This is a genomic window from Salinibacter altiplanensis, from assembly GCF_002894645.1.
GTDB classification, from domain to species: Bacteria; Bacteroidota; Rhodothermia; order Rhodothermales; family Salinibacteraceae; genus Salinibacter; species Salinibacter altiplanensis.
Genome location: NZ_NCQY01000030.1, coordinates 633,142 through 655,858, shown reverse-complemented (window position 1 = coordinate 655,858; position 22,717 = coordinate 633,142). Strand labels below are relative to the sequence as shown.

The following is a 22,717-nucleotide window of genomic DNA, read 5'->3' as shown; positions in this document are numbered from 1 at the left end:
TTTTTTTTTTTCTTTAAGCCAAAGCCCCATCATACATGAGTAGCCCTGCGTCGGGCGACGAGCCTCGGATCCTTCTCTGCAATGACGACGGCATCCATGCCCCTGGCATCCAGTCGCTCGCGTCTGCCCTCGACGGGCTGGGGGAGCTTTCCGTCGTGGCCCCCACCACCGAGCAAAGTGCCGTGGGGCACGCCATCACGGTTCGCGACCCGGTGCGTGCGCACCGAGAAGAGTTTGAGGTGCCCTCGGGTCCCATCCCCGCCTGGGGCGTGACCGGAACGCCCGCCGACAGCGTCAAGCTTGCCTGTCACGAGTTGCTCGATACACCGCCCGACCTGGTGGTGAGTGGCATCAACCAGGGCCCGAACACCGCCGTGAACGTGCTCTACTCGGGCACGGTGAGCGCGGCCACGGAGGCCTCGATTCTCGGGCTGGACTCCCTCGCGATCTCGTTGTGCGAGTGGTCGGAGCCGCAGTTCGAGGTGGCGGGGCAGTGGGCCCGGCGCATCGTGATGTGGGCGCTCGACCGAGAGTTGCCCCAGGGCGTGCTTCTGAACGTGAACGTCCCGGCGCTGTCGGCAGAGGACATCGAAGGCATTGCGCTGACCCGCCAGGCCCGGGCGCGGTGGGAGGAGGGCTTCGAAGAGCGCACCGACCCCGCTGACCGGTCCTATTACTGGCTCTCCGGCACCTTTGTGAACCTGGACAACGGAAGCGAAACGGACCTCTCCGCCGTCGAGCGGGGCTACGTGTCCGTCACGCCGATCCAGTACGACATGACGGCCCACGATGCATTCGACGCCTTTGACGACTGGGGCTGGGACGAGTCGGCTGAGCCTGACACCTCCAAGTAGCACTGTGCTTGCCCGCTGGTCCTGGTTCCGCCCAGGACTGCGCACCAGGCCCGCCCTGGACTGCCGACCGACAGGCACCGGGACGTGCATGCCCCGCGGCGGTGCGGGCCGCGGGGGCAAAGACCGTTCGTCCGTTGGCCCCTGGCACGGGACCTGTGCCCATCTACAATGTTGCCAGCACGGAGGCGGCGGGAGCCACTGGGGCCGGACCAGGCCTCCCGGAGGCGCTGCGCGGCGACTGCGTTGCCCGTCACCCCGTTGACGTTCCTTCTGTTGGTGGTCCCTCCCCATTCGCCGGGAAGAGAAGATCCGATCCCTGAAGGGCCTCTGCTTCGTCGAGGAAAAGCTGGCGGTGGGGAAAGGGAATTTCGATGCCCGCCTCCCGCAGCCGTTCGCGAACGGCCTCCGTGTACTCCCAGCGCAGCGGGACCTCCTGACGCGGGTCGCGGGTGTAGAAGCGAAGGACCATGGTGACGCTGGAGTCGGCCATTTCCGTTACGACCACGCTGGGGGCCGGGTCGGACAGGACGCGGTCGTCATCCCCAAACAGCGAGAGAAGCGCCTCCCGTGCCTCGTCGGGAAACTCCTTGTAGGCGATGCCGAAGGAAATGTCGATGCGCAGCACGTTCTGCTTGGTGTGGTTCATGAGCTGCTGCGTGATCATGTGCGTGTTGGGGAGCACCATGATCCGGTTCCGAACCGTCCGGAGACGAGTGGAGCGGAGCGTAATCTCGTCAACCTGTCCGTACTGGTCACCGATCTCGATGTAGTCGCCCACCTGAAACGGCTTGTCGACCAGCACCGTGACGCCCGCGATGAAGTTCTCCAGGGAGTCCCGCGCGGCGAACCCGGCGACGATTCCCGCGATGCCCAGACCGCCCACGAGCACCGCAACGTTCACGCCGAGCTGGTCGAGAACCACCGTGCCGATAAAAAAGAACGACGCCACCCGGAAGGTTTTGAGAAGCAGACTCCGGAGCCCCGGCTCGATGCTCTCGGCTTGGTCTAGCGTGCGCTCGAATGTCAGATACAGCGCTCGATAGAGGACATACAGCAGCAGAAACGCCGCGAGAGACTGGATCCCGCGTTCGGTGAGCAGGCCCAGGAGATATAGCCCCCCTGACGTGAGGTGGTCGTAGAGTCCCTCCCACCTTCCGTTCAGGAAGAGACGGAGGCCCTCGCTGAACGCGTTGTTGAACCGATCGGCGGCTGCCCCGACGGCCCCAGGGTCCGACTGAGCCGTGGTGTCCGCCTGGGTTTGGAGTCGCTGAGCAATGGATTGGGGCGGCACCATGAGGCTGTGGAGAAGCAAGGTAAAAAAGAACCGCGGGCCCTACGCCGATTCGGCCCGCAGCCGTGCTGCCTTGAGGGTATTTCGCAAAAGCATCGCGCGGGTCATGAGCCCGACGCCCCCCGGCACCGGTGTGATCCGGTGAGCCTTGGGACGGACGGTTTCAAAATCGATGTCGCCGACGAGGCGGTAGCCGCGGTCGGTCGACGGGGCGTCCACCCGGTTGATGCCCACGTCGATCACGACGGCGTGTTCTTTCACCATGTCGGCGTCGATGAAGGCGGCCTGTCCGGCCGCGGCGACCAAGAGGTCGGCCCGGCGGGTGTGGGCGGCAAGGTCTTTGGTGCGGCTGTGGCAGACGGTCACCGTGGCGTTTGCGGTGCGGCGAAGAAGCAGGTTGGCGAGGGGCTTGCCCACGATGTTGGAACGCCCCACGATCACTGCATCCATGCCTTCCGGGTCGATGTCGGAGCGGGACAGCATCTCCATGATGCCGTACGGCGTGGCCGGGATGTACCGCGGGGTGCCGCGCATCAACCGGCCCAGGTTCTCGGGATGAAAGCCATCCACATCCTTCGAAGGAGACACGGCATCGATGACGGTTCGCTCATCGACGTGGTCGGGGAGTGGAAGCTGTACAAGGATTCCGTCGATCGACGCATCGTCGTTCAGGTCGTGCACCAGGTCGAGGAGCTCGTCCTGCGAGGTGTCGGCGTCGAGGTGATGCGTTTCGGTCTCGATGCCAACCTCCGCGGCGTCTTTTTCCTTCCCGCGCACGTAGGCCTTCGATGCTGCGTTGTCCCCCACAAGGACGGCGGAGAGAAATGGAGGGCGGTGATCATCGGTCCAGGTCGCGATGTCGGCTTTGACCTCGTCGCGAACGGCCTGAGAAAGGGCCTGTCCATCGAGCAGGTCGGCGTCTGAAGCGTCGGGCATAGAGAAAGAAGAAGGAAGGGAACGAGGACGCGTTGGAACACACTCATAACCTACAAAACGACTCGGGGCCCGCAAACCGCCACGCACGAAGAATTGGGGACGATTGCGGGGGCTCGCTTCCGGGAGGGGAACATGCTTGAAAAACGCACGGTAGCAGCCACGCAGTTGCCCAGAGGTCTTGCCGGGCCCGGCGATCGTTCTCACCTTCTTCCGAGCAGCTTGCAAGATCATGGACGAGTACGACTATCGGGTTGGCATCCTCGGGGCGACGGGCGCAGTCGGGCAGACGTTTGTTCGCCTGCTCGACGACCATCCATGGTTTACGGTCACGGCCGTGGCGGCGTCCGAGCGGTCGGCGGGCCGTCCGTACCGGGACGCGGCGAACTGGCTGAGCGGACAGCCGATTCCGTCGTCCGTCGCGTCCCTCGAGGTGCAGCTGGCAGAGCCGGAGGCCATGGACTGCGACTTCGTGTTCTCGGCGCTCGACTCGTCCGTGGCGGGGGAGATCGAGGCGGCCTTTGCGAGGGCGGGGCTCCCGGTTGTTTCCAACGCCAAAAACTACCGGCAGCACGACCGGGTGCCGCTCCTCATCCCGGAGGTGAACCCCGGCCACCTGTCCCTGATCGACGCGCAGTCGTGGAGCTCCGAGGGCTTCATCGTTACCAACCCAAACTGCTCCACGACGGGGCTCATCTGCGGGCTTCATCCCCTGATGGACGCGTTTGCCCCGGAGGCGGTACAGGTGACGATGCTGCAGGCCCTGTCCGGGGCTGGCTACCCGGGCGTATCGTCGCTCGACGCAGTGGGCAACGTCGTTCCCTACATCGGCGGAGAAGAGGAGAAGCTGGCGACGGAGCCGCGTAAGATTCTGGGTTCGCTCAAGGGCGACCGGGTTGTCCCAGCGGACCTGACCCTCAGTGCGCAGTGCACGCGTGTGCCCGTCCGGGATGGGCACGTGGCCTGTGCCTCCATCCGGTTCCGTGGCGATGTGGGCGCCGAGGCCGTCGCGGATGCGCTCCGCACGTTTGAGGCCCCTGCCGTGACCGAATCGCTGCCGAGTCGCCCCGATCCGTTCGTCCAGGTTCTGGATGCGCCCGATGCTCCTCAGCCGCAGCGACACGTGGAGGCCGGCGGGGGCATGACCGTGTCTGTGGGGCGCGTGCAAGACTGCCCGGTTAACGACGTCAAGCTTGTGCTCCTCTCCCACAACACGGTGCGGGGGGCTGCCGGCGGCGCGATCCTGAATGCCGAGCTGCTGGCGTCGGAGGGCTACCTGGACCGTGCCCGGGCCGACGCCGCGGCCGATCCTGCGACCACGTAGCGTCTGTCGCCCGTCACCGCTGCTCCCCATGCTCTAAATTTCTACGCCTTCCGTGCCCATGCCCTACCCCCATGTGCGACGTGCCCAGACCCACCACCAAGCCGCGGTGGGCGACCTGTGGGCCCAGCTTCTTGAAGAGCAGGAGGAATTGGAGGATCGGTTCGGCGTCGCGGAAGATGCGCGGGACCGCTGGGACAATGACTTTCCCCAGTGGCTCGACGACGAGACGTACCGCGTGTACGTGGCAGAGGTGGACGGGGACATCGCGGGCTTTGCCACGGCTCATCGGTGGGGCCCACCGCCCATCTACGCGGAACGCTCCGAGGTCTTCCTCGATGAACTGTACGTCCGCCCAAACGACCGGCGGCAGGGTCTTGGGACGCAGCTCGTGGAGGCGGTCCGCGACTGGACAGACCGAATTGGGGCACAGCGCATCCGGCTCAACGTGCTTGCCGCCAACGAGGATGCGCGGGCCTTTTGGGCTGCACAGGAGGCTGCCCCACTCACGGTCACGCTGGCCGTCGAGAACGAGGGCGCCCCGGACCCGGCAGACGACGAAGGATCCAAAAAGATTGGATTTTAGCGGAACGCGCCCGAGATCTCCTCGTCACACAAGCTACAATATGACGCGGGCGTAGCTCAGGGGCTAGAGCATCTGCTTGCCATGCAGAAGGTCGTGGGTTCGAATCCCATCGCCCGCTCCACTTACAACGCTGCCCCAAAGGCCCTATCAGACACGCTCTGGTAGGGCCTTTCTCTGTGTGTCGGGGCAGTTGCTCCGGCTCCACAGGCGCATGACCCATTGGGTGGGCACTGGAGAACATGGGCACTGGAGAACGTGTGGGGGAGCCGTTTAGACCTGTGTCGAGAAGCGTCTGAAATACTCGGTGCTTTCTCAAGTCCCAGGGGGCTCCCTCTGAGGTGAAGAGACACGACTGGCACGTGGGGGGCGGGCTGCACGACCCCTGGGCCCAAATCGCTCGGGCATTGAAAGACGGGGGCGACCTCCCTGTACTGTTTGATGAGACCGAGCACGTAGCCACAGCAGAAGAGGGCGAAAAGCATGTGCCCTGGGGCCAATTTTCAGAGCGGAACCATCTCCTCGTGCGTTCTCCTTACTTCGTGGGTCCCACCGTCGCTTCCCTGGTTCGACACGTTGGAGAGTCCCCTCGAGCCTGCGACACACACGAGGGCACAGGGAGGTCGGGGCAGACACCGGAGTAGCGGCCGTCCAACCCCGCATGTGAGTTTCAGAAGTGAAGCGCAGAAGTAAAGCGGTCGCCCCAACAGTCCCTTCCGGCCGGTCATACTGTTTCTCACGTCGACGGGCGTCCCCAACGACTCTCGTTGGAGACGAGAGAGCCCGAAGAACAGTGGCCTATGCCGTCTTGGAATCGCTGTCGCTGGGCTTTCCACTTGCGATCCGAATGGCATTCACGCAGGTTTCCAACTGATCGGCAATGGCGCGGGCCTGGGCGCCGAGTTGGCCATCCTCCTCAATGTTGGGTCCGTCGGGCGGGGCCTCTCCTCTGAGACGATCCCGGATTGCCTTCAGGTCGCAGGCAGATTCGGCCATTAGGACAAGGACCGACTCGATTGCTTCGGACAGTGTCACATGGGAGGCGCCATCGCCCTCCGGTTCAGGATAATCCTTGAAGTCGTTCATGGAGCTGTAGGATGAAACGAGATTCTCCGGTGGGGAGTGGTCTATTTGTCCGTAGAGGCTCTCCTGTGGTTCTAGCTCTGTCTTGTAATCCCCAAACTTTCCTGATGGAAGCAAGCAAATAAAGAGAGTGGCTCCAAGGTTTCCCGAAAAACCGTTGCCGAAAGGAATTTGCACCCGTTAGTGGACTCAAAAGCTGTTGGGGGAATTGATGTTCAGCCGACACGAGCGTAGCGACTGACGAGTCCCGTCGAGGAAACACAGTGGACGAAGCTGCAAAATGGCGCTCAAATGAGGCTCTGTAGTGGAACTACCGGCCAAATGCCGAAGCCATCTTGCGCTGGGAGCAGAGCGACCGAGTGCTTTCAGAGTGCGCTGGGAGCAGAGCGACCGAGCACACGCTGCAGGGGCCACAGAGCGTTCTCCAAACCCCTTCTCAGCCAGTTACACTCGGGCAGCTTTTGGGGAGAGAGGTGGAGGAGAAGTCAGTTCGCTGCACGGGCCTCGACAAATCGCCGGTTCCATTTCCGATTCGCCCGGTTCTCCTTCGAATCTCCTTGAGGGCTACGCGAAATCTTTGTGTCATGATTTTGCATGAGCCCGTCGGAGACTGTACCATATGATTGCGCGTTGCGCATGACAGACGACCGACCGCTGGCCTTCGGGTCGGCTGGTCAGGTTGCGCTTTCTGCGTAACGCCACTTTAAGCCTGCTCGACAGCGCCCTCCCCCGCCCAGCTGTCGATGCAGGCTTTTTTGTTTTGGGGCCGAAGAGTTGGCTTTGTGGTCGAGCCCCGTCCAGCGCCCCTATTTGAAGCTCGGGAGACCCATTCCGACAGACTCCCCTGCACTCGCGTTCTCCGTGTCGATTGGTTGAATGACTGGCCCGGAAGGGGCCTCCCCGCCACGAACTGGTGAGAACTGCCGGATTCGAGAGGGGCCGCACCGGCGCAGCGTGGTGGGTTCAGGGCAGCTGTTCCGTTGGGGGCTAGCGGGGAGATCGCGTCGTGGGCGGTGGTCGGTCCTGGGGATCGGAGGACTCCTTCCCGTCTTGGAAGTAGTGCACGACCGAGGCATACAAGACCGACGCGACGCCAATCTCAAGAAGCGTCCAGACCGACCACGCAGCAGGGGTTCCCACGAGGTAGTTGAAGAGTGCAGTGACGGGGAGCAGCAATAGGAAAAAGATCCCGGCGCGAACCGCTCCTCTCTGCAGAGGGGGCTTGGACCGGAGATTGAAAAGGTAGTTGATCATTTGGGAGAAGGGGTCCTTGGAAAAGCCTGCCAGTAGAAGGCTGCCAAAAGGCACAGTGCTCCCCCTACCGTCGGGGACTATTATGTTGGCACAGCACTATGAGCCGCCAACGCATTTGCGCCGGATGCTTTCCATCTCGGTCAGCGTTGCTGAACCCCGCTGGCTCCTCTGGGGACCCAGGCGGGCGTGACTACCTCCCATCTACGACAACTCAGTGTGCATCCGTTTTTTCGAGGCGATCCTCAGCATTTGGTAGGGGAACGTGTGAGATTGTCGGGATGGACGCGTAGACAGTGCCATTCTTGGTCCGGGGACGCAGATGCCGGGTCATCGCCGGAGGGGCGTTGCGTCAGGCCATGTACCGGAGGAGCGGGACTTCCTCGGTTGGGGGGCATATCAGTGTGGGGCCCTCCCGGGAAGCCCCCAGTTTCCATTGTGTAGGACGACGCGCGTGCTGCTGTTTGCCCAGAGGGGTTTGGCGTAAGACGCCGCGGGCGTGGCCGTGTGCGTCCTCGTGCCCAGGAATCAGGGTGCCCTTCGCGCGAGTGAGTTTCCGCTCACCGACCCGCCGCCTTCCCACAGTCTGGACAATAGAGGTTTTCGTCCGGGCCCTTCATCCAGCCTCGCTCTTGAAGAACAACCTCCGGCGCGTTGGGCGAATCCGGATCGGGATAGAGGCCTCGTGCGTCTTCCCGTGTCACGGTCAGTCCGTCGGGACAAGCGGAGCACTCATAGATGAAAGGATAGGAGACGCTGGACATGATCCGTAGGGAACTGATGGTGGGGAGATCAAGCTGACCAAAGACACTGCCGTTCGTGCGGGGATGGACGAGAGATCTTCTGCTCAGTAACGCCAAGAGGCGAAATGTGCAAAGGGCAGGATATGTCTTTAGACTTTGCCATAATACAGAATCAATAAAATTATCCCTCGACCGTCAAGGGGCATCCGTAACAGAGTCAACAACTTGGGGCTGGCGAGGCCTGCTCCGGGCACAACGCGGATCTGAGGAGACAGGGTTGTGTGTCTTTGGGCGATTCGACCAAAGGAGCAATGTCCTTCTTGCTCAGTCCCAGCCGTCTCAGGCATCCATCACGGACGTCCTGCACGTTCATTCTCGGCGGGCGGGGATCCGTAGATCGGTACCTGTCCCTTTTCCTCTTCTCCACGCACCGTAGAAAATTGTTTGCCCACACCTCAGGGTGCCACCGATAGGTTCGGGCTACGTGGCTGCGCTCGGCCAACTGCCTTCGTAGCTGCATCGGGGCCCAGGTGACCTTCAGGTCAGTCAGCACATTTTGAAGCAATTTCCCGGCACTGCTTGTGCAAACCCCTGTCAGCAGGAATGCCCCGGCCCCACACGATCGCTCAAAGTCCTTCTGGATTTGCCCGGCGTCTGATTCGGGGACGTCGAGAACCTGCACCCATGCGCCTCGCCACTCGTTGTCTTCTTTGTACGCCGCCTCCGTCGTGCCGCACTGCCAATCGGCCTCAAAACTGTGAACGGTCCCATCAATGATGACTGCCGTATGGCCCCTGGGCCAGAAGCGGAACGGTTCAAGAATGGGGGGATCGAACCGCCCTTGGTTGAAGGTGATGACCTTGACCTGCAGCTGCTTCTCTTCGTCGTTCTCGGGCTTCCGTGCCGATTTGGAGCTCGGTTGAGGTGAGGAGGCATTCCAGCCGCGGCAGATTGATGTACGCGGGCCCAGTCGCTCGCTATTCTCGGACAGCCGCAGCTGGTTCTCGACGAAATTCCCTCCCGCCTGGTGGAAAAGGGACGAACAGAGCAAGGCCGCGAGGAAAACGACCAGCGGAGAGGCAGACTTCACTGAAGTCATTGAAACGCGTTCGGGAAACTCGTTCAGCGCCGGTTTGCGACGGTGATTATGCACCCTCCACGACAGAGCGTTCGGTGAGGGCCCTCGTTCAGCGGATCTGAGCCAAGGGCGCATCCGGCCGCAAGGCCGTCGACTTCGGTAGGGAAGTCCGTTGTTCGAATTTTTACAAAAGAGGTGAAGGAAAGTCAACTCGTCTGTCCCGGAGCAGGACCGTCCGTCCTGCGGGTCATGGGTCATCGGTGCCAGTCCCGATCATTGCACGTGCGTTCCACGAGATTCTGGTGCACGTTTTGCCTGGAACTCCGATGCAGTCCCCCTCCCCCAACCTGTATTCCTCGCGACGTCTGTGCACGTGATTTTCCACGCCGATGAGAGTGCTGGACGGCTCCCGTGCGCGTTTCCGGCGCCCACATTTGCGCTGTCCGACCGGGGGGCGTCGAAGGCAGTCGGACCGGAGAGCAAGCGGTTGAGGAAGACGATTCTTGAGGCTTCTCCCGTATGATTCCCGCCGCCGCTGGCCTGACGGTACCAAATCTATACACATGGGCCGAACCTCACTTTCTGTATTTTTGTTCGCCTCATACACGTTCGGCACTTTGGTCAATCTCAAAGCCCCAATGCAGGATTCCTCTTCCGACGCGTCCATTCCCGCAGGGTCGGGTCCTGAGGCGGCCACTCCTGGAGGGTCCGATGAGCATCCCAAGGCCAAAACGTCTGGCCAGTCCAGAGCTCCCACGGGGACCGACGATCCCGAAACGCCCACTTCGCCCCGGGCCTTCGCATACGAGGAGCGGTTTCCCGACGCCCAGTCTGCGTTTGGTCTGGACCTGAGTCCGCCCCAGATGGAAGCCGCCTCGACACTGGTGGTCCTGGACACCTCCGCGCTTCTTCTGCTCTACGACGCGACTGAGGCAGCGGCCCGAGCGGCCCTCCAAACGTTCGACCAGCTTCGAGAGGAGGACCGATTGGTCGTGCCCGGCCACGCGGCTCGGGAGTATGCCGTCGTGCGCTCCTACAAGATCACGGATCTCTACGATGACCTGTCCCGGCAGACGCGTCCGCCAGTGGTGCCGAACGCGTCGGACGAGTTTGCGAACCGGGCCCTTGTTGAGAGTCTCGGCTACGCGGACCGGCTCGATGAGCTGCGCGAGCAGATTGCGAAGCTGACGGAGGCGTACCACCACACGGCCCGGACCCTGATGGAAGACCTCGAGTCCTGGGCGGGCGACGACTTCATCAGCGAGGCCTACGCGGAGCTTTTCGGGGAGGCGGTGGTGCACGATCTCGACGCAACGTTTGAGGACACGAGGGCGGAGGTCCGACGGCGAGACGACATAAGCCGCCCGCCCGGCTACCTCGATAGCGGCAAGGACCAGAATGCGGCCGGGGACCTGTTGATCTGGAAAACCCTTCTGGAGGTGGCCTCACGCCGCGACCGCGATGCCCTACTGGTTACCCAGGACTGCAAGTCGGATTGGTGGCACCAAGGGGGACGGGGCACAGCCCTCTATCCCCGAACGGAGCTGATCCACGAGTTTGACCGGGAGACCGGCGGCCGGTCGTTCGGCCTTCTCACTGTGCCGGGCCTGCTTCGGAAAATGGAGGTGAAGCCCCCTCATGTCCGGCGGTTCCAAGAGGCCGTGGGCCAGGCGCCCCCGACCGAAACCATTGAGGTTGTGGGAGCGGCGGATCGGGTCCAGACGGTCGCCACCGTGGCCACCAGCGCGCACGGCGCCACGGTAACCAGCGGGGGACGCCTCGGCACGCGGCGGGCTGTCAGTCTGCGGGTGCGCGAGGGCGATGCGGATGCGGTTGGGCAGCTTGCCCGAGACGCCGGGCTGGAGGTGACCCGGGCGGCGGACGGGCGGGTCGCCCAGGCGTTCGAACGCCATGAGAAGGAGGCGTCTGGGGAGGAAGCCGCGGACGACGAGACTGCGCAGTAAGACGCCCGTAGGGATTGGGGGGGACGACGTCCCCGTCCTCACGATGAAAAGGCATCAGCTCCTCGACCGGCTCGGGGACAAAAGTGAAGAGGAGGGGGGCATCGGGTTTGCAACGTCTTGAGGACCTTCCCGGAGGGCCTATTCCGCGGCCTCCTCTTCGGTAAGAGTTGGACGGGTGCTTGCGACGAAAAACCAGGCACGACAAACGAAAGCAGCATCGCGGAAGAGTAGATGCACGACGTCTCGGATGCCATGCGTCGTCAAAAAGGGCCTCGGAACGTGGGCAGCGACCACGCAGGGGACAGCCTGCATCACAGGGCTCTCGTTCCGAGGCTCCAGAACGAAGCACGCTGTGGTGCCAAAAAAATACCCCTGAACCGCCTTGAGGGCGATTCAGGGGGGTAGGGTGTGGAGATGCCGGGTCTACAGTCGGCCCACACGATCCCGTGTCGAACGCTCCCCGAAATGCCTTTAGGCCCTTACGGGGGAGGCTTTTGTAAGAAAATGCGGGAATGACACCTTGATCATGTGCGGGGAAACCGTCACCTTATCCGTCACCTCTCATTTCCCGGTGACGGATCGCAGATGTGCCAATGGCAACCGCCTCCATTCTTGCCCGCAGCGCAAAAGAGACCGGTGAAGGAGTCCCTCTGTATCTGGTCGTGCGGCACCAGGGCAGCCGGGCAATGATGAGTCTATCTCTTCGCGTGCAGCCTACTCACTGGAACGCGGAGAAGAAAGAGGTTCGGCGCTCGCATCCGGACTTCTCTCAGCTCAATGAGCTGCTCCGCACGCGGCTGAGTGAGGCTCGAAGGGAAATCAACCGGCGGCGGGCCGAGAGCCGGGAATTGTCTCCTGCGGCAATCAAACGCGCTCTTCAAGACGAAGAGGAGCCGGAGCGCGGGTTTGTCGCGTACTGCCGCGACAAGGTGCGCGAGTACCGTCGCCGTGGCCAAGCCAACACCGCCGCTGCCTACCGTACGGCCGTTCGCCACCTGGAGGAGTTCTTGGAGGCAGAGCACGCCACGGCCGATGTTCCGATCACGAGCGTAGATGGGGCGATCATCTCTGAGATGAAGACCTGGCTGACTGAAGAGAAGGGCAACAAGCCAAATACGATCCACAAGAAGCTTGGCTCGCTTCATACCCTCTGGAACCGCGCCCGGAAGGAAGGGCACATCGAAAAGGGCGCTCCCGACCCGTGGGACGCGGTCACCCTCCGGAAAGAGCAGTCAAACAAAGAGAAGCTGACCACCGATGAGATTCGTCGCCTGGAGGACCTGCAGCTCAGCGGCCGGAAGAAAGACGTGCAGCAGTGGTTTCTCTTCATGTTCTACGCAGGCGGGATGCGCGTTTCGGACGTGTGCCTCCTGAGGCGGAAGCACCTGCGCCAAGACGAAGACGGCCGGTGGCGGTGCCGGTACCGCATGCAGAAAACCCGCCAGTCTGCCGGCGTGCTACTGGTCGATGAGGCCATCGGCATTCTGGAGGACTACGACTTTCAGGAGAAAGATCCCGATCAGCGCGTCTTTCCGATTCTGGATGGATACGACCTATCGACCGAAGAGAAGCAGAAGAAGGCCATCGGTGCTCGGACGTCGCTGATGAACAAGTACCTGAAAGAGATGGCGGGGGCTGCTGGCATCGACAAGACAGTCACGACCCACATCGCCCGGCACAGCCTCGCCGCCTACCTCTACGAAGAGCTCGGGTATGACATCTACACGATCCGGGACATCCTTGGGCACGCTAACGTCCGGATCACCCAAACCTACCTCGACGGCTTCGACTACTCCACCAGCGACGAGGCGATGGAGCAGGTGAGCCTTCGCCAAGACAACTGAGTCAAGACGACTGAACTAAGACGACTGAGCTAGGATGACTGACCAGGCAGCTCCCCGACCTGCCAGTCATACAGGTCCTCCAGCTTGATGAAGTGCAAGTTTCCCCGCTTCGTCGCCGGGAGCGGCCCGGGCGCATCGGCAGGGAGGTTTTTCCCCTTGATGTACTCCTTCACGCGGCGCGGGCTCACGCGGTCATTGAAGAAGCGAGGCGCCTCCTGATGGGTGATAACCCGCCGCTGCTCCCTAAGCTCCTCGCGGAGGGCCTCGACCTCCGAGCGGAGCTCGCTCGTTTCTTCGCGGACGGCCATCGCGACGCGCCGCTCAAGCTCATCGGCGCTCATTTCTTCGACGTGCAGTTGCTTTGGCATGGTGAGGGCGTTTCGTCTCGAAAGGTCGTGAGGTAGAAGGTCGTGGGGGCGAAAGTCGTTAGGTCAGTCGTGCCGCTCGTGTACCGTGCGGCCGTCCTCCCGTTAGGTCTAAATGACGTCTTTCAGTTCCTCGCGGCTTTCGGCGCGGCCGACTTCGTCTTGCACCGCCTGAAGATCTCGTCGGAGCGTGATCTCAGTCCCTTTTCCGCTGCCCTCTACGGCAACGATCGCCCACTTGGCCAGGTGGTCGGCCGCCGAGCGTATTCGGCTCAGGTTTCCGCCCGTCGGCTTGATGCCTTCGCGCCTGCAGATTTGCTCAATGGTGACGGGCCCGCCGTCGTCCTCGACCAAAGCCGTGAGGATGCGCCGAACCTGCGTCTCGCTTTCGGCTTCTTTGGCCCGGTCGATCGCCCGCTGGACGTCCTGGTGCTCGAGGAAGTCCTTCATCCCCAAGAGCGGCTCATCTTCGGTCCCCTGCAGCTCCTCCTCAAGGCGCCGCTTCTCATCCTGAAGCGTCTCCACGCGCTGGCGAAGTCGCTCGTCACCGCCAAGCTCAATGCCTGCGATGTCGGCCAGTCGCCGCGCTGCCTCTGCTACGTCGTCCATATGCTCCTCGAGCCGTCGGGCCTCCTCGACCTGAGCAGCCTTCTCTTCGAGGTCCTCGATGCGGGCTTGGGCCTCTGCTAGATCGCTCTCAGCCTCTCTCCGCCCAGCTCGCTCTTCCTGCACCTTATCTTGCAACCTCTCCAAGCGCTCGGATACGGCCTCACTACCCTTTTCAGGACCGGTCTGCGAGAGCCCCTCCGCCAGCTGCTTTGCCATGTCGGACATGTCCTGGGCCCGCTCCAGCTCGCCCTCGAGCTCAGAGATGCGCTCATGCGCCTCCTCAAGCTCTTCTTCAAGTGACGCAATCCGGTCCTGGCGGCGCTCTTCTTCGCGGCTGATTTCCTCTAGCTCCGACACAATGTCCGAAGAGATGCCTTTTAGCTCGACATCTTCGGTCTCGCCCAGCCCCGGCGTGGCGCCGAGATCTACCGTGTCTTTCCGTCGCCACTGTACCAGCGCTGGGCTCTCCTCAAGCCAGTCGGACAGGACGATCGACTCACCATCGCCGAGGTCCTGCACTGCACTGGCCGCCTCCGACCCAACCACGCGCCGTACAACCTTCGTGTCATTGTCCCACGTGAGTCGGTGCCAGACCAGCCAGTCGCACTGCGTGATAAAGCTCTTCTTGACGTCGGCCGGGCGCTGCGAAATGCCCATCAGGCCTAAGCCTCGCTTTCGTCCCCGCTTCGCGACCCGGATGAGCGTTTGGCCGACGTCGTCCAGTGCCGGTCCCTCTGGAAGGTACTCGTGGACCTCTTCCACGACCAGAAGGAACGGCCGTCGTTGGTCCGCTTCTTTCTTGTACAGCGCATCAGTCGTTCGCTGGACGAGGGTGCGAGCCTCCTCGTCGTCGAGGTACTCAGAAACATCGAGAACGACAGGCACATTCTGCGTGAGCGCAATCTCCGCCAGACGGCCCGAGTGCTCTGGCCCGACTTGGAGGTCACAGGCCTCCCCGGCCCCGACGTGAAGCACCTCGTACTGCTCTTTGAGCCCTCGGTACTCACCGTCTGCATCGACGATAAGTACCGCATGCCCCTCGCTCAAGAGCTCCTCGATTACGACAGAAGCGCTGTTCGACTTCCCGGAGCCGGACTTTCCGGTGATGAATGCCCGGCCGGTGAGAATGTCGACGATAGGCAGCCGGGTAGGCTCGCCCGACGTATCGGTGCCAACTGTGATTTTGGGATCGGACATGGGATCGAAAGTTGGTTCAGAAGTCAGTGTCTTCAAAAGTAGCAACTCAATTGTTCACGTGCCGGGGCGGCTCGGCAATCGACAAGTCGAGGGTCTCTTGCGGCTCGTGCTCGCCGTCGAGGTAGCGCTGAATCGTGTGGTGGGCCTCGCCAAACGTCCACGCCACAGCCACGGCCCAGCCCTGCTCACGGAGGCGAGCGAGCCACCATGCCTGCGTGGGGCGGAGGCGGCCCCGCGGGCTTTTGAGCTCGAGGGCGAGGCCGGTGTGCATCCCGTCCACGTCCGGAGCAGGCCCGGGCACAGGCAGAAGCAGGTCGGGCACGCCCTGGCGCGTGCCCATCGCCTTTAGCTTCGTCGCCTCGGCAATGTGGCGGCTGCCGCCGTTGGGCACGTGAAACAGCATTTCCAGCGCCGGCTCCGTCGCGGCCTGCCGGTCGGCCCACTCCACGACAGCCTTGTGGATGTCTTCTTCGGACTGGTGACCCCTGCGGTACTCTTCGGCCGAAAGGGTCTCGTTGGCGGTGTCGGGCATGGTCCAGTCAGTCTTGGATTTTAGGCATTTCATCGGTGTGAATCCTGCTGTGTCGCTCTTTGAGACGCTTCCATTCGTCGTAATCCTCCGGCAAGCTGAGAGCCTGCATCCGATGAGAAATTTCTTTCGACTCCTCAAGAAGCTCATCGACCTTGATGCGGCGCTCAATGCTTTCTAGCTCCGAGTGTGGGTCAAGACAGTGCATACGCTCCTTGATGAATCGTGCGAGGGTCTCTTTTCTGTACTGCGTGAAATTGTTAGACATGGTTGGTCAGTCCTTTTGGGTGGCGAAGGTATCGAATACCGTCGTCGCCCTTGATCTTGAGAATCCCGCTGTCGCGCACGGCCTGCACGGTACCAGCACGCTCTGTGTCATCAAAGGGCATCTTGAAATGCACGCGGTCACCGATGTCAGGCATGGCGTAGCTCGTAGTCAGTGAGGAAGTGTCGCTCTGTGCATCGAAGCCCATAACAGCGATAGCTTTTTTCACAGCCCCACCTCATCCAGGAGGTCGGCCGCCGTGGCGTCGAAGACCGAGGCGACCTTCGAAAGGGTGGTGACGCCTGGGCGAACCATGTCCCCGCCCTCGATTTTGTAGATCGTTTGAGGAGAGACGTCGGCGCGCTCGGCCAGAGCCTGCACGCTCCACCCGCGGATCGCCCGCAGTTCGCGGACGAGGGCCCCAAGCTCCGCGATCTTTTCGGTCTGGCCTTCAGTCAAAGTGGTTCTGCTCATCGGTAGTGAGGTCTACAGTGGGTCAGTTAGTGACTCGTGGAGCGCGTAGGTGGCTGATCCTTTCCGGTGCCCGTTCTTTTTCACCAGCGGTGACGCCCGGCAGAGCTTCTCCCGGCAGTCGGTGATCGCCTCGACGGTGACGTCCCGGCCGACAAGCGCAGCCGCCTCCCAGTCGCTCACGCCCTCCGGCCGCACGGTGTCTTCAAGGATGCCCACTCTCTGATCCCCCTGCGCGCAGCGGGCCAGAAGCGCCACGTAGTCTCGTGCGAGGGAGTCTTCCGGCAGGGCCCGCCAGAGGTCCTCGGCCGTCTGGACGTCCGTCGCGCCACCGGAGGACGGCGTTGAGCCGCCAGTCTCGCCCGGCTCGGCCACGAGGGAGTAGTGGGCAATGCCATCCTCGTCTTGGTGGCTGTCGATCCGGTAGCCCTGATCTCGAAGGTCACGGATGCGGGCCGCCAGGCGCCCGATGCCGTACTCATCCAGAGCTACCTTCCGGTCGAGCTCGCCGACCTCTTTCATGTGCCAGAGGGCCCGATCTTTCTGGCTGGCGTCCGATAAGTCCGGTCGTGGGACGGTATCAGGCATGGCACTACTGCTTTTTCAGTGCTGGTATAGGCTAAGGCGGTCATCCTTGCATGCTTGGATGCTTAGATGCTTGAATGCTAAAATGGCGGGTCTTGCGTGCTGCCGTGTGACTGCCTGTCGTGTGGCTGTCTGTCGTGCGGCTGCGGCTCATTCCCGGGGTCCTTCGGGTCGATGAAGCGCGTCTGCTCCGGCCGGAAGTAGAGGCGAGCCGCCCCGGTGCCACCGGTGATCCGGTTCTTGGTCGCGTACATCCAGCCCTTTCCCGGCTCGGCCGCGTCGTAGTCCGGCACCGTGTCGGCGCCGTTGCCCTTGTTCTGCACCCAGTACCCCGGCCAGTACCAGTGCAGGATGAGCGCGGACTCCTGCTCCTTCTTCCCGGAGTAGCGGAGCCAGCTGTCGCTTGGGGTCCCCATCGGGTCGGACATCCGCTTGTACTGCGAGAGGTTGATCCAGGCCACATCCAGCCGCTTTGCCATCGCCTTCGAGCCGGTGGCGATCGAGGCGACGCGCTGCTCCTCCGTCTCGCCCTGACCCTGGACCTTCTCGTCGTAGTCGAGAGCGACGAAGGCGAGCTCCCCTGACCTGTCGGTCTGCGCGGCGATGCGCTGGCACCGGGCCCGGATGTGCTGCATGCTTGGGGAAGCGGTGTCGTCGACGTGAAGCGTCAGCCGGCTGAGAAGGCCGAGCGCCTCCTCCATTGCGTCGTAGTCCTCATCCGGAGCGGTGCCCCGGCGGAGCTCTCGAAGGTTCACCTCGGCGATCTGTGAGGCGGCCTTTTGGGCGATTTGCTCCTTGTCCATCTCCGCGGAGAAGATGAGGAGCGCCTTCTCCTCGCCCTGCCAGGCCCGGGCCAAGGTCGCGATCGTCTGCACGATGAACGATGTCTTCCCGGCGCCGGTGTGGGCAGCAAACGTCGTGAGCTCCCCGACCGGGTAGCCGTCACAGATGTCGTCTAGGCCGGGAAAGCCGGTCGGCACGAGGCCGGTGACCTCGCCCTCCTCCCACTCCTTCAGGCTAGAGAGGGCCTCCTGGGCGCCGTGCTTGATGTGGGTCTGATCAGACTCGGTCATCGAGATTTTTGTGAGCCGATCGACCACGCCGCCGAGCGTCTCGAAGACGTCCCCGCCATCGTCGAGGTGGCCCTTTGCCTTCTCCAAGACCCGTCGGCCTTGCCGAGCCATACATTTTTCCTGCAGGATGCGAGCATAGCGCCCGATGCCAGTCGTCGCGCCGACCTCGGCGGTGAGACCCGTGAGGTAAGTCGGCTGCACGTCGATGTCCTCAGCGCCCAGGCGCTGCTGGACGGCCGGAAGCGGGGCCTCCCCGTCTTCGCCGAAAAGCCCGGCGATCGCTTCAAAGATCTCGCGGTGATGCCTTGACCGGTCGGCGAAGAAGGCCGGCTCGCAGAGGTCGACAACCGCCGCGCACGCCTCTTCGTCGATCATGGCGGCGCCGAGGACGACCTGCTCCAGGTCATGCGCGGTGTGGAGTGGCGCCTCCGCGGGCTTGCCCTCAGAATGTGTGCCGTTTTGCGTGCTCATCAAGGAGTCGGAGTGAGGGTGAGAGTCGAGCTCGGGCTACAGGTCGCCGAAGTGGACCACATCTTGGTCGCCGAAGCGGTCGGTGTGGCTTTTCCCGCCGGCTGGCGCGCCGTCGCCACTACCGCTAGAATCGAACTTCGAGTCGTTCATCTTCCAACGGCGAAGGGCCGAAGGCACCTTCTTCACCTCGTTCGGCCAGCCCTTTTCGTCGTAGTAGAGCCACCACTCCCGGCACAGCCGTTCGGACACTCCGACCATCTCCCCGATCTGGATGGCACGCTCCATCGTCACGGGTGCTTCGGTGTTTTCCTTGACGTCGACCTCCTGCGCGGGCGCGCCCTCACACCCCTCGGGTGTATATTTATCCCTTTGTGTCCCACGATTTCGTGGGGAGGAATTCGTGGTCTGACCACGATTTTGTTCGAACGATTCTGTTCTCTGACCACGATTTTGTTCTTGGCCCACGTTTTCGTGGTCACCACGATTTCCTTCCTCACCCACGATTTTGTGGTTCGGAATGAGGAGCATCCGATCCCCATCTGGCTGTCGGCGAAGGTATCCATGCTCTTGGAGCTCCCGCCGCCACCTTCCGGCAGTCTTCTCGTGGACGCCGTACTGCTGGCCGAAGTGCTGGTCCGTTGCGTAGCAGGCGCCTTTCTGGTGCAGGTCGCAGATGTCCTCGAACATGCAAGAGGCGCTCATCGAAATATCCGTGTCGTGGCGGACCTGCTGCCGCAGTGCCTTTGTCGCCTTTGTCTGGTCGTGGCTCATATCTCAAGACGTGTCTTGATCGCGTCGATGATGGCGTCGTATTGGTCTTTCCGGAGGCCCGGATACTCGCGCCGGACGTACCCCTTGGCCGCTTCGTATGCGGTCCAGCCGTCGAATTCCTTGGCCCGGCGCGCTGCCTCCTCCGCGACGCGCCTGACCTTCCCAGCTTTCGCTTCACTGCCGTGGGTCGTTGTGGGCATGGAGGTCGCTTGATTAGTTAAAAGGGCAGATCGTCATCCGCCTCGAACTCTTCGTTCTGCTGCAGCACGTCCTCGTGCAGCAGCATCTGGGCCACGGTCTCAACCTGCCCCACCGCCACCTGCTCGAAGGACTGCAGTTGAAGTGCGTCAAGCACACGCGCCACATAGCCGTCGTCTCGATTGCAGTACTCGGCCAGGCCCTTCAGCTTCTGGTCCAGAGTGGTGCCGTTGACCTGGGCCTTGCCGGCGAGGGTGTCGTCGGTGTGCTTCTGCGCTTTGGCGACGAGGGAGCTGGCCGCTTGCTCTTTAGTCGGACTCTTGGGAGCGGCCGATTGGCTGCCCTTGTCGTACATCTTCTCCGACTCGTGCTGCTCGCGTGAGCTTCCGCTGGTACCGTTCTGGGCCGTTGAACTAGCGGCCTGGGTGCCACTGGGGTTGGCGGCTGACTCGCCCCGACCGCTTCCGTTCTGGCGGTTGCCATTTTGGCGGTTGCCATTCTGCCCGACGTCGACGCCAAACCGCTGGACGTGCGGGGGCTGCGGGCTCACCTTTCCCAGGATGTCCTCATGGCTGCGCTGCGGGTCGTAGAGCTTGGGGTTGTCCTCCCCGTTGCGGTAGGCGCGGTAGCGCCCCGGGTAGATGCCGGAGTCTTCCTCCGTCTCCTTGAAGGTGATGTTGCACCCGGTTCGAAGGCACTCAAAGCCCCGGTACTGGAAACCCTCGTCGTCATCTCGGGAGCGGGGGACGACCTCTGCCTGGGTGTCGTAGAAGAACTTGACGTGAGCCTCGAGGAAGAGCGCGTCTTTGTGGAGGTTGTAGAGCTGCCCCATCTGGTCGAGAGCGCCGCGGAGCGTGTCCGCCTCGACGGTGACCTCGGTGGGGCCGAAGTCAATGCCTTGGAACTCGTACATGGCGTGTGGCTATCTGTGATCAGGAGTGAAGAAGCAACCGACGACGGGCGCCGCTTTCGGGGCGCGCCCGCCGTTTCGCCCTTCACCTCTCGGCTTGAGTAGGGCTCGTCAGGGTCACTGTGAGGCTAGACCCTCAGCCTGCGCTAATGCCCATGCGCTCCTTCTCGTAGCGCTTGAGGCCGAGTGTGGATACCCCAGTCTCGTAGCTGGGCCAGTGGGCTTGCTGCTCGCACTCCGCAACCCGATCGATCAGCTCGGCCATCCGTGTGCGCTTGGCCTGCTGCTCCCGTGGGTGCGGCCGGAAGCATTGCGTCGCGTAGGGCTCTGAGCTCTCCACGCAGGCGAACACGAAGTCTTTGACAGGCACGCCCTCAGCGTTTCCGCTCTGCTCGCTCGCTTGCCGAATCCCCAGCGTGTAAAAGGGCGGCTGGAGCCAGTAGCCGTACTTCGCCATCTTCCGCCGGAAGTCTTCCGGGTGGGCGCTGCGGGTCGTCTTGACGTCCACGATCGCGACTCCATCAGGGAGGCCGATGATGCGGTCGGGGCGTGCCTTGCACATCAGGCCCGTCGCCTCGTCTTGCCAGAGGGCGGTCACCTCACTGGCGCCGGGGAGCCCGAAGAGGAGTGGCGCGGCGTCGGGGTCGACCTCTAGCGCCTCGGCCATGCGTTCGACCTGGCCCGCCGTGTCGGCTTTCAGTACTTCGATGTCGTCTGGCTCTCCGTCCGGGGCGTGTGTCCCGCAGTACCAGTCTCCGCCGTGCCGGACTTTGGCGCTGTACGTGCAGCGGTCGCCGTCGCCTTTCGTGGCCTCGCACCGGGAGAGAGCGACGTCGTACGTATCCTCGTAGACGCCGGGCTGCAGGACGCGGCTGTGAAGCGCTGTGCCGAGGCTGGTGGCGTCGGAGGAGTTGCCCTCATCGCCCCCGCGCCACTTGTAGCGGGCGTGCATCGGGCTCATGCGCGCTGCCTCGGCGAGCACGCTCCTGGACAAGGCCGGGTGGGCGTGGTAGAGCTCCTCCGGGACGCCGCGATAGAGGCCCGGAGAAGCGACAGCTCCATCAGCGTCCTCGGCAAACTCGCTGGCCGGGCGAAGGCCAAGCGCATCGAGGCTTTCCTCTGCTGGTGTCGTGGCTTCCTGCTTCTTCGGTCGTGACTCTGCTCCGGCCGTCTCCACCGGAGGCTGGAAAAGCGCGTTTTGTTGAGTGGTAGAAGGCATATCAGTTGTGTCGGGTTGGGTCGACGCGTATGAGGGTGACGTCCTCGGTGCTGATCTCGCTGGGGTCGGGCTGCATCGGGTGCCTGTAGGCCGTGCCTTCAGTGTCGATCAGGTCCAGCCCCGTGAGCTCGGGGGCGGCGCGCAGGCTGGCAGTCGTCGCTGTGAGGCTCCAAACGGTCATCAGCAGGCCGAGGAGGATGAGGAAGAGGGTCTCAGCCATCGCCACCACCTCCGCGGTCGAGGATGTCGTCAGCTTCTTTGCGGAGGTCGATCATGCGGTCTAGCGCATCTGCCCAGGCCTCGCCATCATCTTCGTCGACGGTGCGAAGGCGCATCTGCGCAGTGAGGATGTTGTCCAGTAGGTCCCGAAGCCGCTCGTTCTCCGCCTCAAGTCGCTCAGTATGCTTCGGCGGAGCATCAATAGAGTCGTAGCCCTCGATATCACTGATGGCCTCATTAGGGCACGAGTACTCTTCCTGGCACTGATACTTCAAGAGCATCAACGCCTCGTGGGCGTGCGGCTCGTCGTGACGGATGCCGGGGGAGGTTTTGAAAAGGTGGTCCATCGCCTCGATCGCAGCGCGCTTGTAGCCGCGAAGCTGCTGCACCATCCGTCGCAGCTCTTGCTTCTCGTTGGTGCTGCGCGGGGATGAGGCGGTGACGTTGCCGACGTTAGCCATGGGTGCTGCCCTCCCCGGCCGGCGCCGGGACTTCGCTGAGGTCTTTCGCCACTGGCTCAAGCTCGGAGATCGACCGAAGGGCGTCGGGCCACTCGATGCGGCCAGCCTCCGCCATCTTCGCGTAGTGGATCGACTCGGGCCGCCGCAGGTGGACCTTCCGGGCCTGCCCGCCCGCGGCCCACTCGATCAGGTCCCGCCAGGAGACCCGGACCTGCTGGCCGGTCTGCAGCTGGAGGCAGTGGTGGGTCATGTAGACCTCTCTTTGCGGGCAGCGCTGGTTGGTCTCACCGGTCTTCCGGGCGAGCATCGTGCCGATCCAGTAGAGCTTGTAGCGCTCCCAGCCCGGCGGGTCCTTGTCGGTCACGGTGGCGGGGGAACGGTCCGAATGAAGTCGGATAGTAGTCATAGCTTTTCAGCTTCTCTCTTGAG

Annotated in this window: 24 protein-coding genes and 1 tRNA gene; 6 read left to right on the top strand and 19 right to left on the bottom strand. The window is 62.9% G+C overall.

Features of this window, described 5'->3' with window-relative positions:
• The first annotated feature begins 35 nt into the window (after positions 1-35).
• Positions 36-854, top strand: coding sequence for a 5'/3'-nucleotidase SurE (gene surE, locus B7R93_RS14885; protein WP_103021506.1), 819 nt, complete (start codon positions 36-38; stop codon positions 852-854).
• Between the two features lie 250 nt (positions 855-1,104).
• On the opposite strand, the gene B7R93_RS14880 is transcribed toward surE, so the two are convergent.
• Both B7R93_RS14880 and folD read right to left on the bottom strand, forming a co-directional pair.
• Complete coding sequence (locus tag B7R93_RS14880; RefSeq protein ID WP_232798484.1) at positions 1,105-2,166, bottom strand: mechanosensitive ion channel family protein; 1,062 nt, start codon at positions 2,164-2,166, stop codon at positions 1,105-1,107.
• Positions 2,167-2,187: 21 nt separating this feature from the next.
• Positions 2,188-3,081 (bottom strand): bifunctional methylenetetrahydrofolate dehydrogenase/methenyltetrahydrofolate cyclohydrolase FolD, encoded by an 894-nt coding sequence (gene folD, locus B7R93_RS14875; protein WP_103021504.1) that lies wholly within the window; start codon positions 3,079-3,081, stop codon positions 2,188-2,190.
• A gap of 229 nt (positions 3,082-3,310) precedes the next feature.
• Here folD and asd point away from each other — a divergent pair, with 229 nt between their 5' ends.
• From asd to B7R93_RS14860, 3 genes are all read left to right on the top strand, one after another.
• Positions 3,311-4,402: an aspartate-semialdehyde dehydrogenase gene (asd, locus tag B7R93_RS14870; protein WP_103021503.1), complete on the top strand. Its 1,092-nt coding sequence runs from the start codon at positions 3,311-3,313 to the stop codon at positions 4,400-4,402.
• A gap of 58 nt (positions 4,403-4,460) precedes the next feature.
• Positions 4,461-4,985 carry a GNAT family N-acetyltransferase gene (locus B7R93_RS14865; protein WP_103021583.1) on the top strand — a complete coding sequence of 175 codons (525 nt, stop codon included), beginning with the start codon at positions 4,461-4,463 and terminating at the stop codon, positions 4,983-4,985.
• A 45-nt stretch (positions 4,986-5,030) separates the two neighbouring features.
• Positions 5,031-5,106: transfer RNA gene (locus B7R93_RS14860), tRNA-Gly, on the top strand.
• 674 nt (positions 5,107-5,780) lie between these two features.
• Here the strand turns inward: B7R93_RS14860 and B7R93_RS14855 are convergent.
• Both B7R93_RS14855 and B7R93_RS14850 read right to left on the bottom strand, forming a co-directional pair.
• On the bottom strand, positions 5,781-6,068 hold the full coding sequence (locus B7R93_RS14855; protein ID WP_103021502.1) for a hypothetical protein: 288 nt from the start codon (positions 6,066-6,068) through the stop codon (positions 5,781-5,783).
• A 984-nt stretch (positions 6,069-7,052) separates the two neighbouring features.
• Entirely contained in the window at positions 7,053-7,319 is a 267-nt protein-coding gene (locus B7R93_RS14850; protein ID WP_103021501.1) for a hypothetical protein, read from the bottom strand.
• Between the two features lie 2,456 nt (positions 7,320-9,775).
• Here B7R93_RS14850 and B7R93_RS14840 point away from each other — a divergent pair.
• Complete coding sequence (locus B7R93_RS14840) at positions 9,776-11,101, top strand: PIN-like domain-containing protein (protein WP_157942327.1); 1,326 nt, start codon at positions 9,776-9,778, stop codon at positions 11,099-11,101.
• A gap of 593 nt (positions 11,102-11,694) precedes the next feature.
• Positions 11,695-12,945, top strand: coding sequence for a site-specific integrase (locus tag B7R93_RS14835; RefSeq protein WP_103021499.1), 1,251 nt, complete (start codon positions 11,695-11,697; stop codon positions 12,943-12,945).
• A 29-nt stretch (positions 12,946-12,974) separates the two neighbouring features.
• Here the strand turns inward: B7R93_RS14835 and B7R93_RS14830 are convergent, their stop codons facing one another.
• The 15 genes from B7R93_RS14830 to B7R93_RS14760 all read right to left on the bottom strand — a co-directional run bounded on the left by B7R93_RS14830 (position 12,975) and on the right by B7R93_RS14760 (position 22,694).
• Positions 12,975-13,313, bottom strand: a complete 339-nt coding sequence (locus B7R93_RS14830) for a hypothetical protein (RefSeq protein WP_103021498.1) — start codon at positions 13,311-13,313, stop codon at positions 12,975-12,977.
• A gap of 108 nt (positions 13,314-13,421) precedes the next feature.
• A complete protein-coding gene (locus tag B7R93_RS14825; protein WP_103021497.1) occupies positions 13,422-15,116 on the bottom strand; it encodes an ATP-binding protein in 1,695 nt (564 codons plus the stop codon).
• A 46-nt stretch (positions 15,117-15,162) separates the two neighbouring features.
• Positions 15,163-15,648: a VRR-NUC domain-containing protein gene (locus B7R93_RS14820; protein WP_198598687.1), complete on the bottom strand. Its 486-nt coding sequence runs from the start codon at positions 15,646-15,648 to the stop codon at positions 15,163-15,165.
• A 7-nt stretch (positions 15,649-15,655) separates the two neighbouring features.
• A complete protein-coding gene (locus tag B7R93_RS14815) occupies positions 15,656-15,913 on the bottom strand; it encodes a hypothetical protein (RefSeq protein WP_103021495.1) in 258 nt (85 codons plus the stop codon).
• Complete coding sequence (locus B7R93_RS14810; protein ID WP_157942326.1) at positions 15,906-16,067, bottom strand: hypothetical protein; 162 nt, start codon at positions 16,065-16,067, stop codon at positions 15,906-15,908. Before B7R93_RS14810 ends, B7R93_RS14815 begins: the two co-directional genes overlap by 8 nt.
• A 68-nt stretch (positions 16,068-16,135) precedes the next feature.
• On the bottom strand, positions 16,136-16,384 hold the full coding sequence (locus B7R93_RS14805; RefSeq protein ID WP_103021493.1) for a helix-turn-helix domain-containing protein: 249 nt from the start codon (positions 16,382-16,384) through the stop codon (positions 16,136-16,138).
• A gap of 12 nt (positions 16,385-16,396) precedes the next feature.
• A complete protein-coding gene (locus B7R93_RS14800) occupies positions 16,397-16,969 on the bottom strand; it encodes a helix-turn-helix domain-containing protein (protein ID WP_103021492.1) in 573 nt (190 codons plus the stop codon).
• A 77-nt stretch (positions 16,970-17,046) separates the two neighbouring features.
• Positions 17,047-18,510, bottom strand: coding sequence for a replicative DNA helicase (locus B7R93_RS14795; protein WP_103021491.1), 1,464 nt, complete (start codon positions 18,508-18,510; stop codon positions 17,047-17,049).
• Between the two features lie 36 nt (positions 18,511-18,546).
• A complete protein-coding gene (locus tag B7R93_RS14790) occupies positions 18,547-19,197 on the bottom strand; it encodes a helix-turn-helix domain-containing protein (RefSeq protein WP_157942325.1) in 651 nt (216 codons plus the stop codon).
• An 80-nt stretch (positions 19,198-19,277) separates the two neighbouring features.
• Positions 19,278-19,481, bottom strand: coding sequence for a hypothetical protein (locus B7R93_RS14785; RefSeq protein WP_103021489.1), 204 nt, complete (start codon positions 19,479-19,481; stop codon positions 19,278-19,280).
• Between the two features lie 17 nt (positions 19,482-19,498).
• Complete coding sequence (locus B7R93_RS14780) at positions 19,499-20,392, bottom strand: hypothetical protein (protein WP_103021488.1); 894 nt, start codon at positions 20,390-20,392, stop codon at positions 19,499-19,501.
• Positions 20,393-20,525: 133 nt separating this feature from the next.
• Positions 20,526-21,608: a PD-(D/E)XK nuclease-like domain-containing protein gene (locus B7R93_RS14775; RefSeq protein ID WP_103021487.1), complete on the bottom strand. Its 1,083-nt coding sequence runs from the start codon at positions 21,606-21,608 to the stop codon at positions 20,526-20,528.
• A gap of 1 nt (position 21,609) precedes the next feature.
• Entirely contained in the window at positions 21,610-21,828 is a 219-nt protein-coding gene (locus tag B7R93_RS14770; RefSeq protein ID WP_157942324.1) for a hypothetical protein, read from the bottom strand.
• Positions 21,821-22,288, bottom strand: coding sequence for a hypothetical protein (locus tag B7R93_RS14765; RefSeq protein WP_103021485.1), 468 nt, complete (start codon positions 22,286-22,288; stop codon positions 21,821-21,823). The genes B7R93_RS14770 and B7R93_RS14765 overlap by 8 nt, the downstream gene beginning before the upstream one ends.
• The gene (locus B7R93_RS14760) at positions 22,281-22,694 is read right to left on the bottom strand and encodes a hypothetical protein (RefSeq protein WP_103021484.1); all 414 of its coding nucleotides are present in this window, start codon (positions 22,692-22,694) and stop codon (positions 22,281-22,283) included. Before B7R93_RS14760 ends, B7R93_RS14765 begins: the two co-directional genes overlap by 8 nt.
• Positions 22,695-22,717: the final 23 nt, after the last annotated feature.

Excerpts from the sequence above, each read along its gene's own strand:
- surE (WP_103021506.1), top strand. The coding sequence starts at position 36 with ATGAGTAGCCCTGCGTCGGGCGACGAGCCTCGGATCCTTCTCTGCAAT.
- folD (WP_103021504.1), bottom strand. The coding sequence starts at position 3,081 with ATGCCCGACGCTTCAGACGCCGACCTGCTCGATGGACAGGCCCTTTCT.
- asd (WP_103021503.1), top strand. The coding sequence starts at position 3,311 with ATGGACGAGTACGACTATCGGGTTGGCATCCTCGGGGCGACGGGCGCA.
- B7R93_RS14865 (WP_103021583.1), top strand. The coding sequence starts at position 4,461 with ATGCCCTACCCCCATGTGCGACGTGCCCAGACCCACCACCAAGCCGCG.
- B7R93_RS14855 (WP_103021502.1), bottom strand. The coding sequence starts at position 6,068 with ATGAACGACTTCAAGGATTATCCTGAACCGGAGGGCGATGGCGCCTCC.
- B7R93_RS14850 (WP_103021501.1), bottom strand. The coding sequence starts at position 7,319 with ATGATCAACTACCTTTTCAATCTCCGGTCCAAGCCCCCTCTGCAGAGA.
- B7R93_RS14840 (WP_157942327.1), top strand. The coding sequence starts at position 9,776 with ATGCAGGATTCCTCTTCCGACGCGTCCATTCCCGCAGGGTCGGGTCCT.
- B7R93_RS14835 (WP_103021499.1), top strand. The coding sequence starts at position 11,695 with ATGGCAACCGCCTCCATTCTTGCCCGCAGCGCAAAAGAGACCGGTGAA.
- B7R93_RS14830 (WP_103021498.1), bottom strand. The coding sequence starts at position 13,313 with ATGCCAAAGCAACTGCACGTCGAAGAAATGAGCGCCGATGAGCTTGAG.
- B7R93_RS14825 (WP_103021497.1), bottom strand. The coding sequence starts at position 15,116 with ATGTCCGATCCCAAAATCACAGTTGGCACCGATACGTCGGGCGAGCCT.
- B7R93_RS14820 (WP_198598687.1), bottom strand. The coding sequence starts at position 15,648 with ATGCCCGACACCGCCAACGAGACCCTTTCGGCCGAAGAGTACCGCAGG.
- B7R93_RS14815 (WP_103021495.1), bottom strand. The coding sequence starts at position 15,913 with ATGTCTAACAATTTCACGCAGTACAGAAAAGAGACCCTCGCACGATTC.
- B7R93_RS14810 (WP_157942326.1), bottom strand. The coding sequence starts at position 16,067 with ATGCCTGACATCGGTGACCGCGTGCATTTCAAGATGCCCTTTGATGAC.
- B7R93_RS14805 (WP_103021493.1), bottom strand. The coding sequence starts at position 16,384 with ATGAGCAGAACCACTTTGACTGAAGGCCAGACCGAAAAGATCGCGGAG.
- B7R93_RS14800 (WP_103021492.1), bottom strand. The coding sequence starts at position 16,969 with ATGCCTGATACCGTCCCACGACCGGACTTATCGGACGCCAGCCAGAAA.
- B7R93_RS14795 (WP_103021491.1), bottom strand. The coding sequence starts at position 18,510 with ATGAGCACGCAAAACGGCACACATTCTGAGGGCAAGCCCGCGGAGGCG.
- B7R93_RS14790 (WP_157942325.1), bottom strand. The coding sequence starts at position 19,197 with ATGTTCGAGGACATCTGCGACCTGCACCAGAAAGGCGCCTGCTACGCA.
- B7R93_RS14785 (WP_103021489.1), bottom strand. The coding sequence starts at position 19,481 with ATGCCCACAACGACCCACGGCAGTGAAGCGAAAGCTGGGAAGGTCAGG.
- B7R93_RS14780 (WP_103021488.1), bottom strand. The coding sequence starts at position 20,392 with ATGTACGAGTTCCAAGGCATTGACTTCGGCCCCACCGAGGTCACCGTC.
- B7R93_RS14775 (WP_103021487.1), bottom strand. The coding sequence starts at position 21,608 with ATGCCTTCTACCACTCAACAAAACGCGCTTTTCCAGCCTCCGGTGGAG.
- B7R93_RS14770 (WP_157942324.1), bottom strand. The coding sequence starts at position 21,828 with ATGGCTGAGACCCTCTTCCTCATCCTCCTCGGCCTGCTGATGACCGTT.
- B7R93_RS14765 (WP_103021485.1), bottom strand. The coding sequence starts at position 22,288 with ATGGCTAACGTCGGCAACGTCACCGCCTCATCCCCGCGCAGCACCAAC.
- B7R93_RS14760 (WP_103021484.1), bottom strand. The coding sequence starts at position 22,694 with ATGACTACTATCCGACTTCATTCGGACCGTTCCCCCGCCACCGTGACC.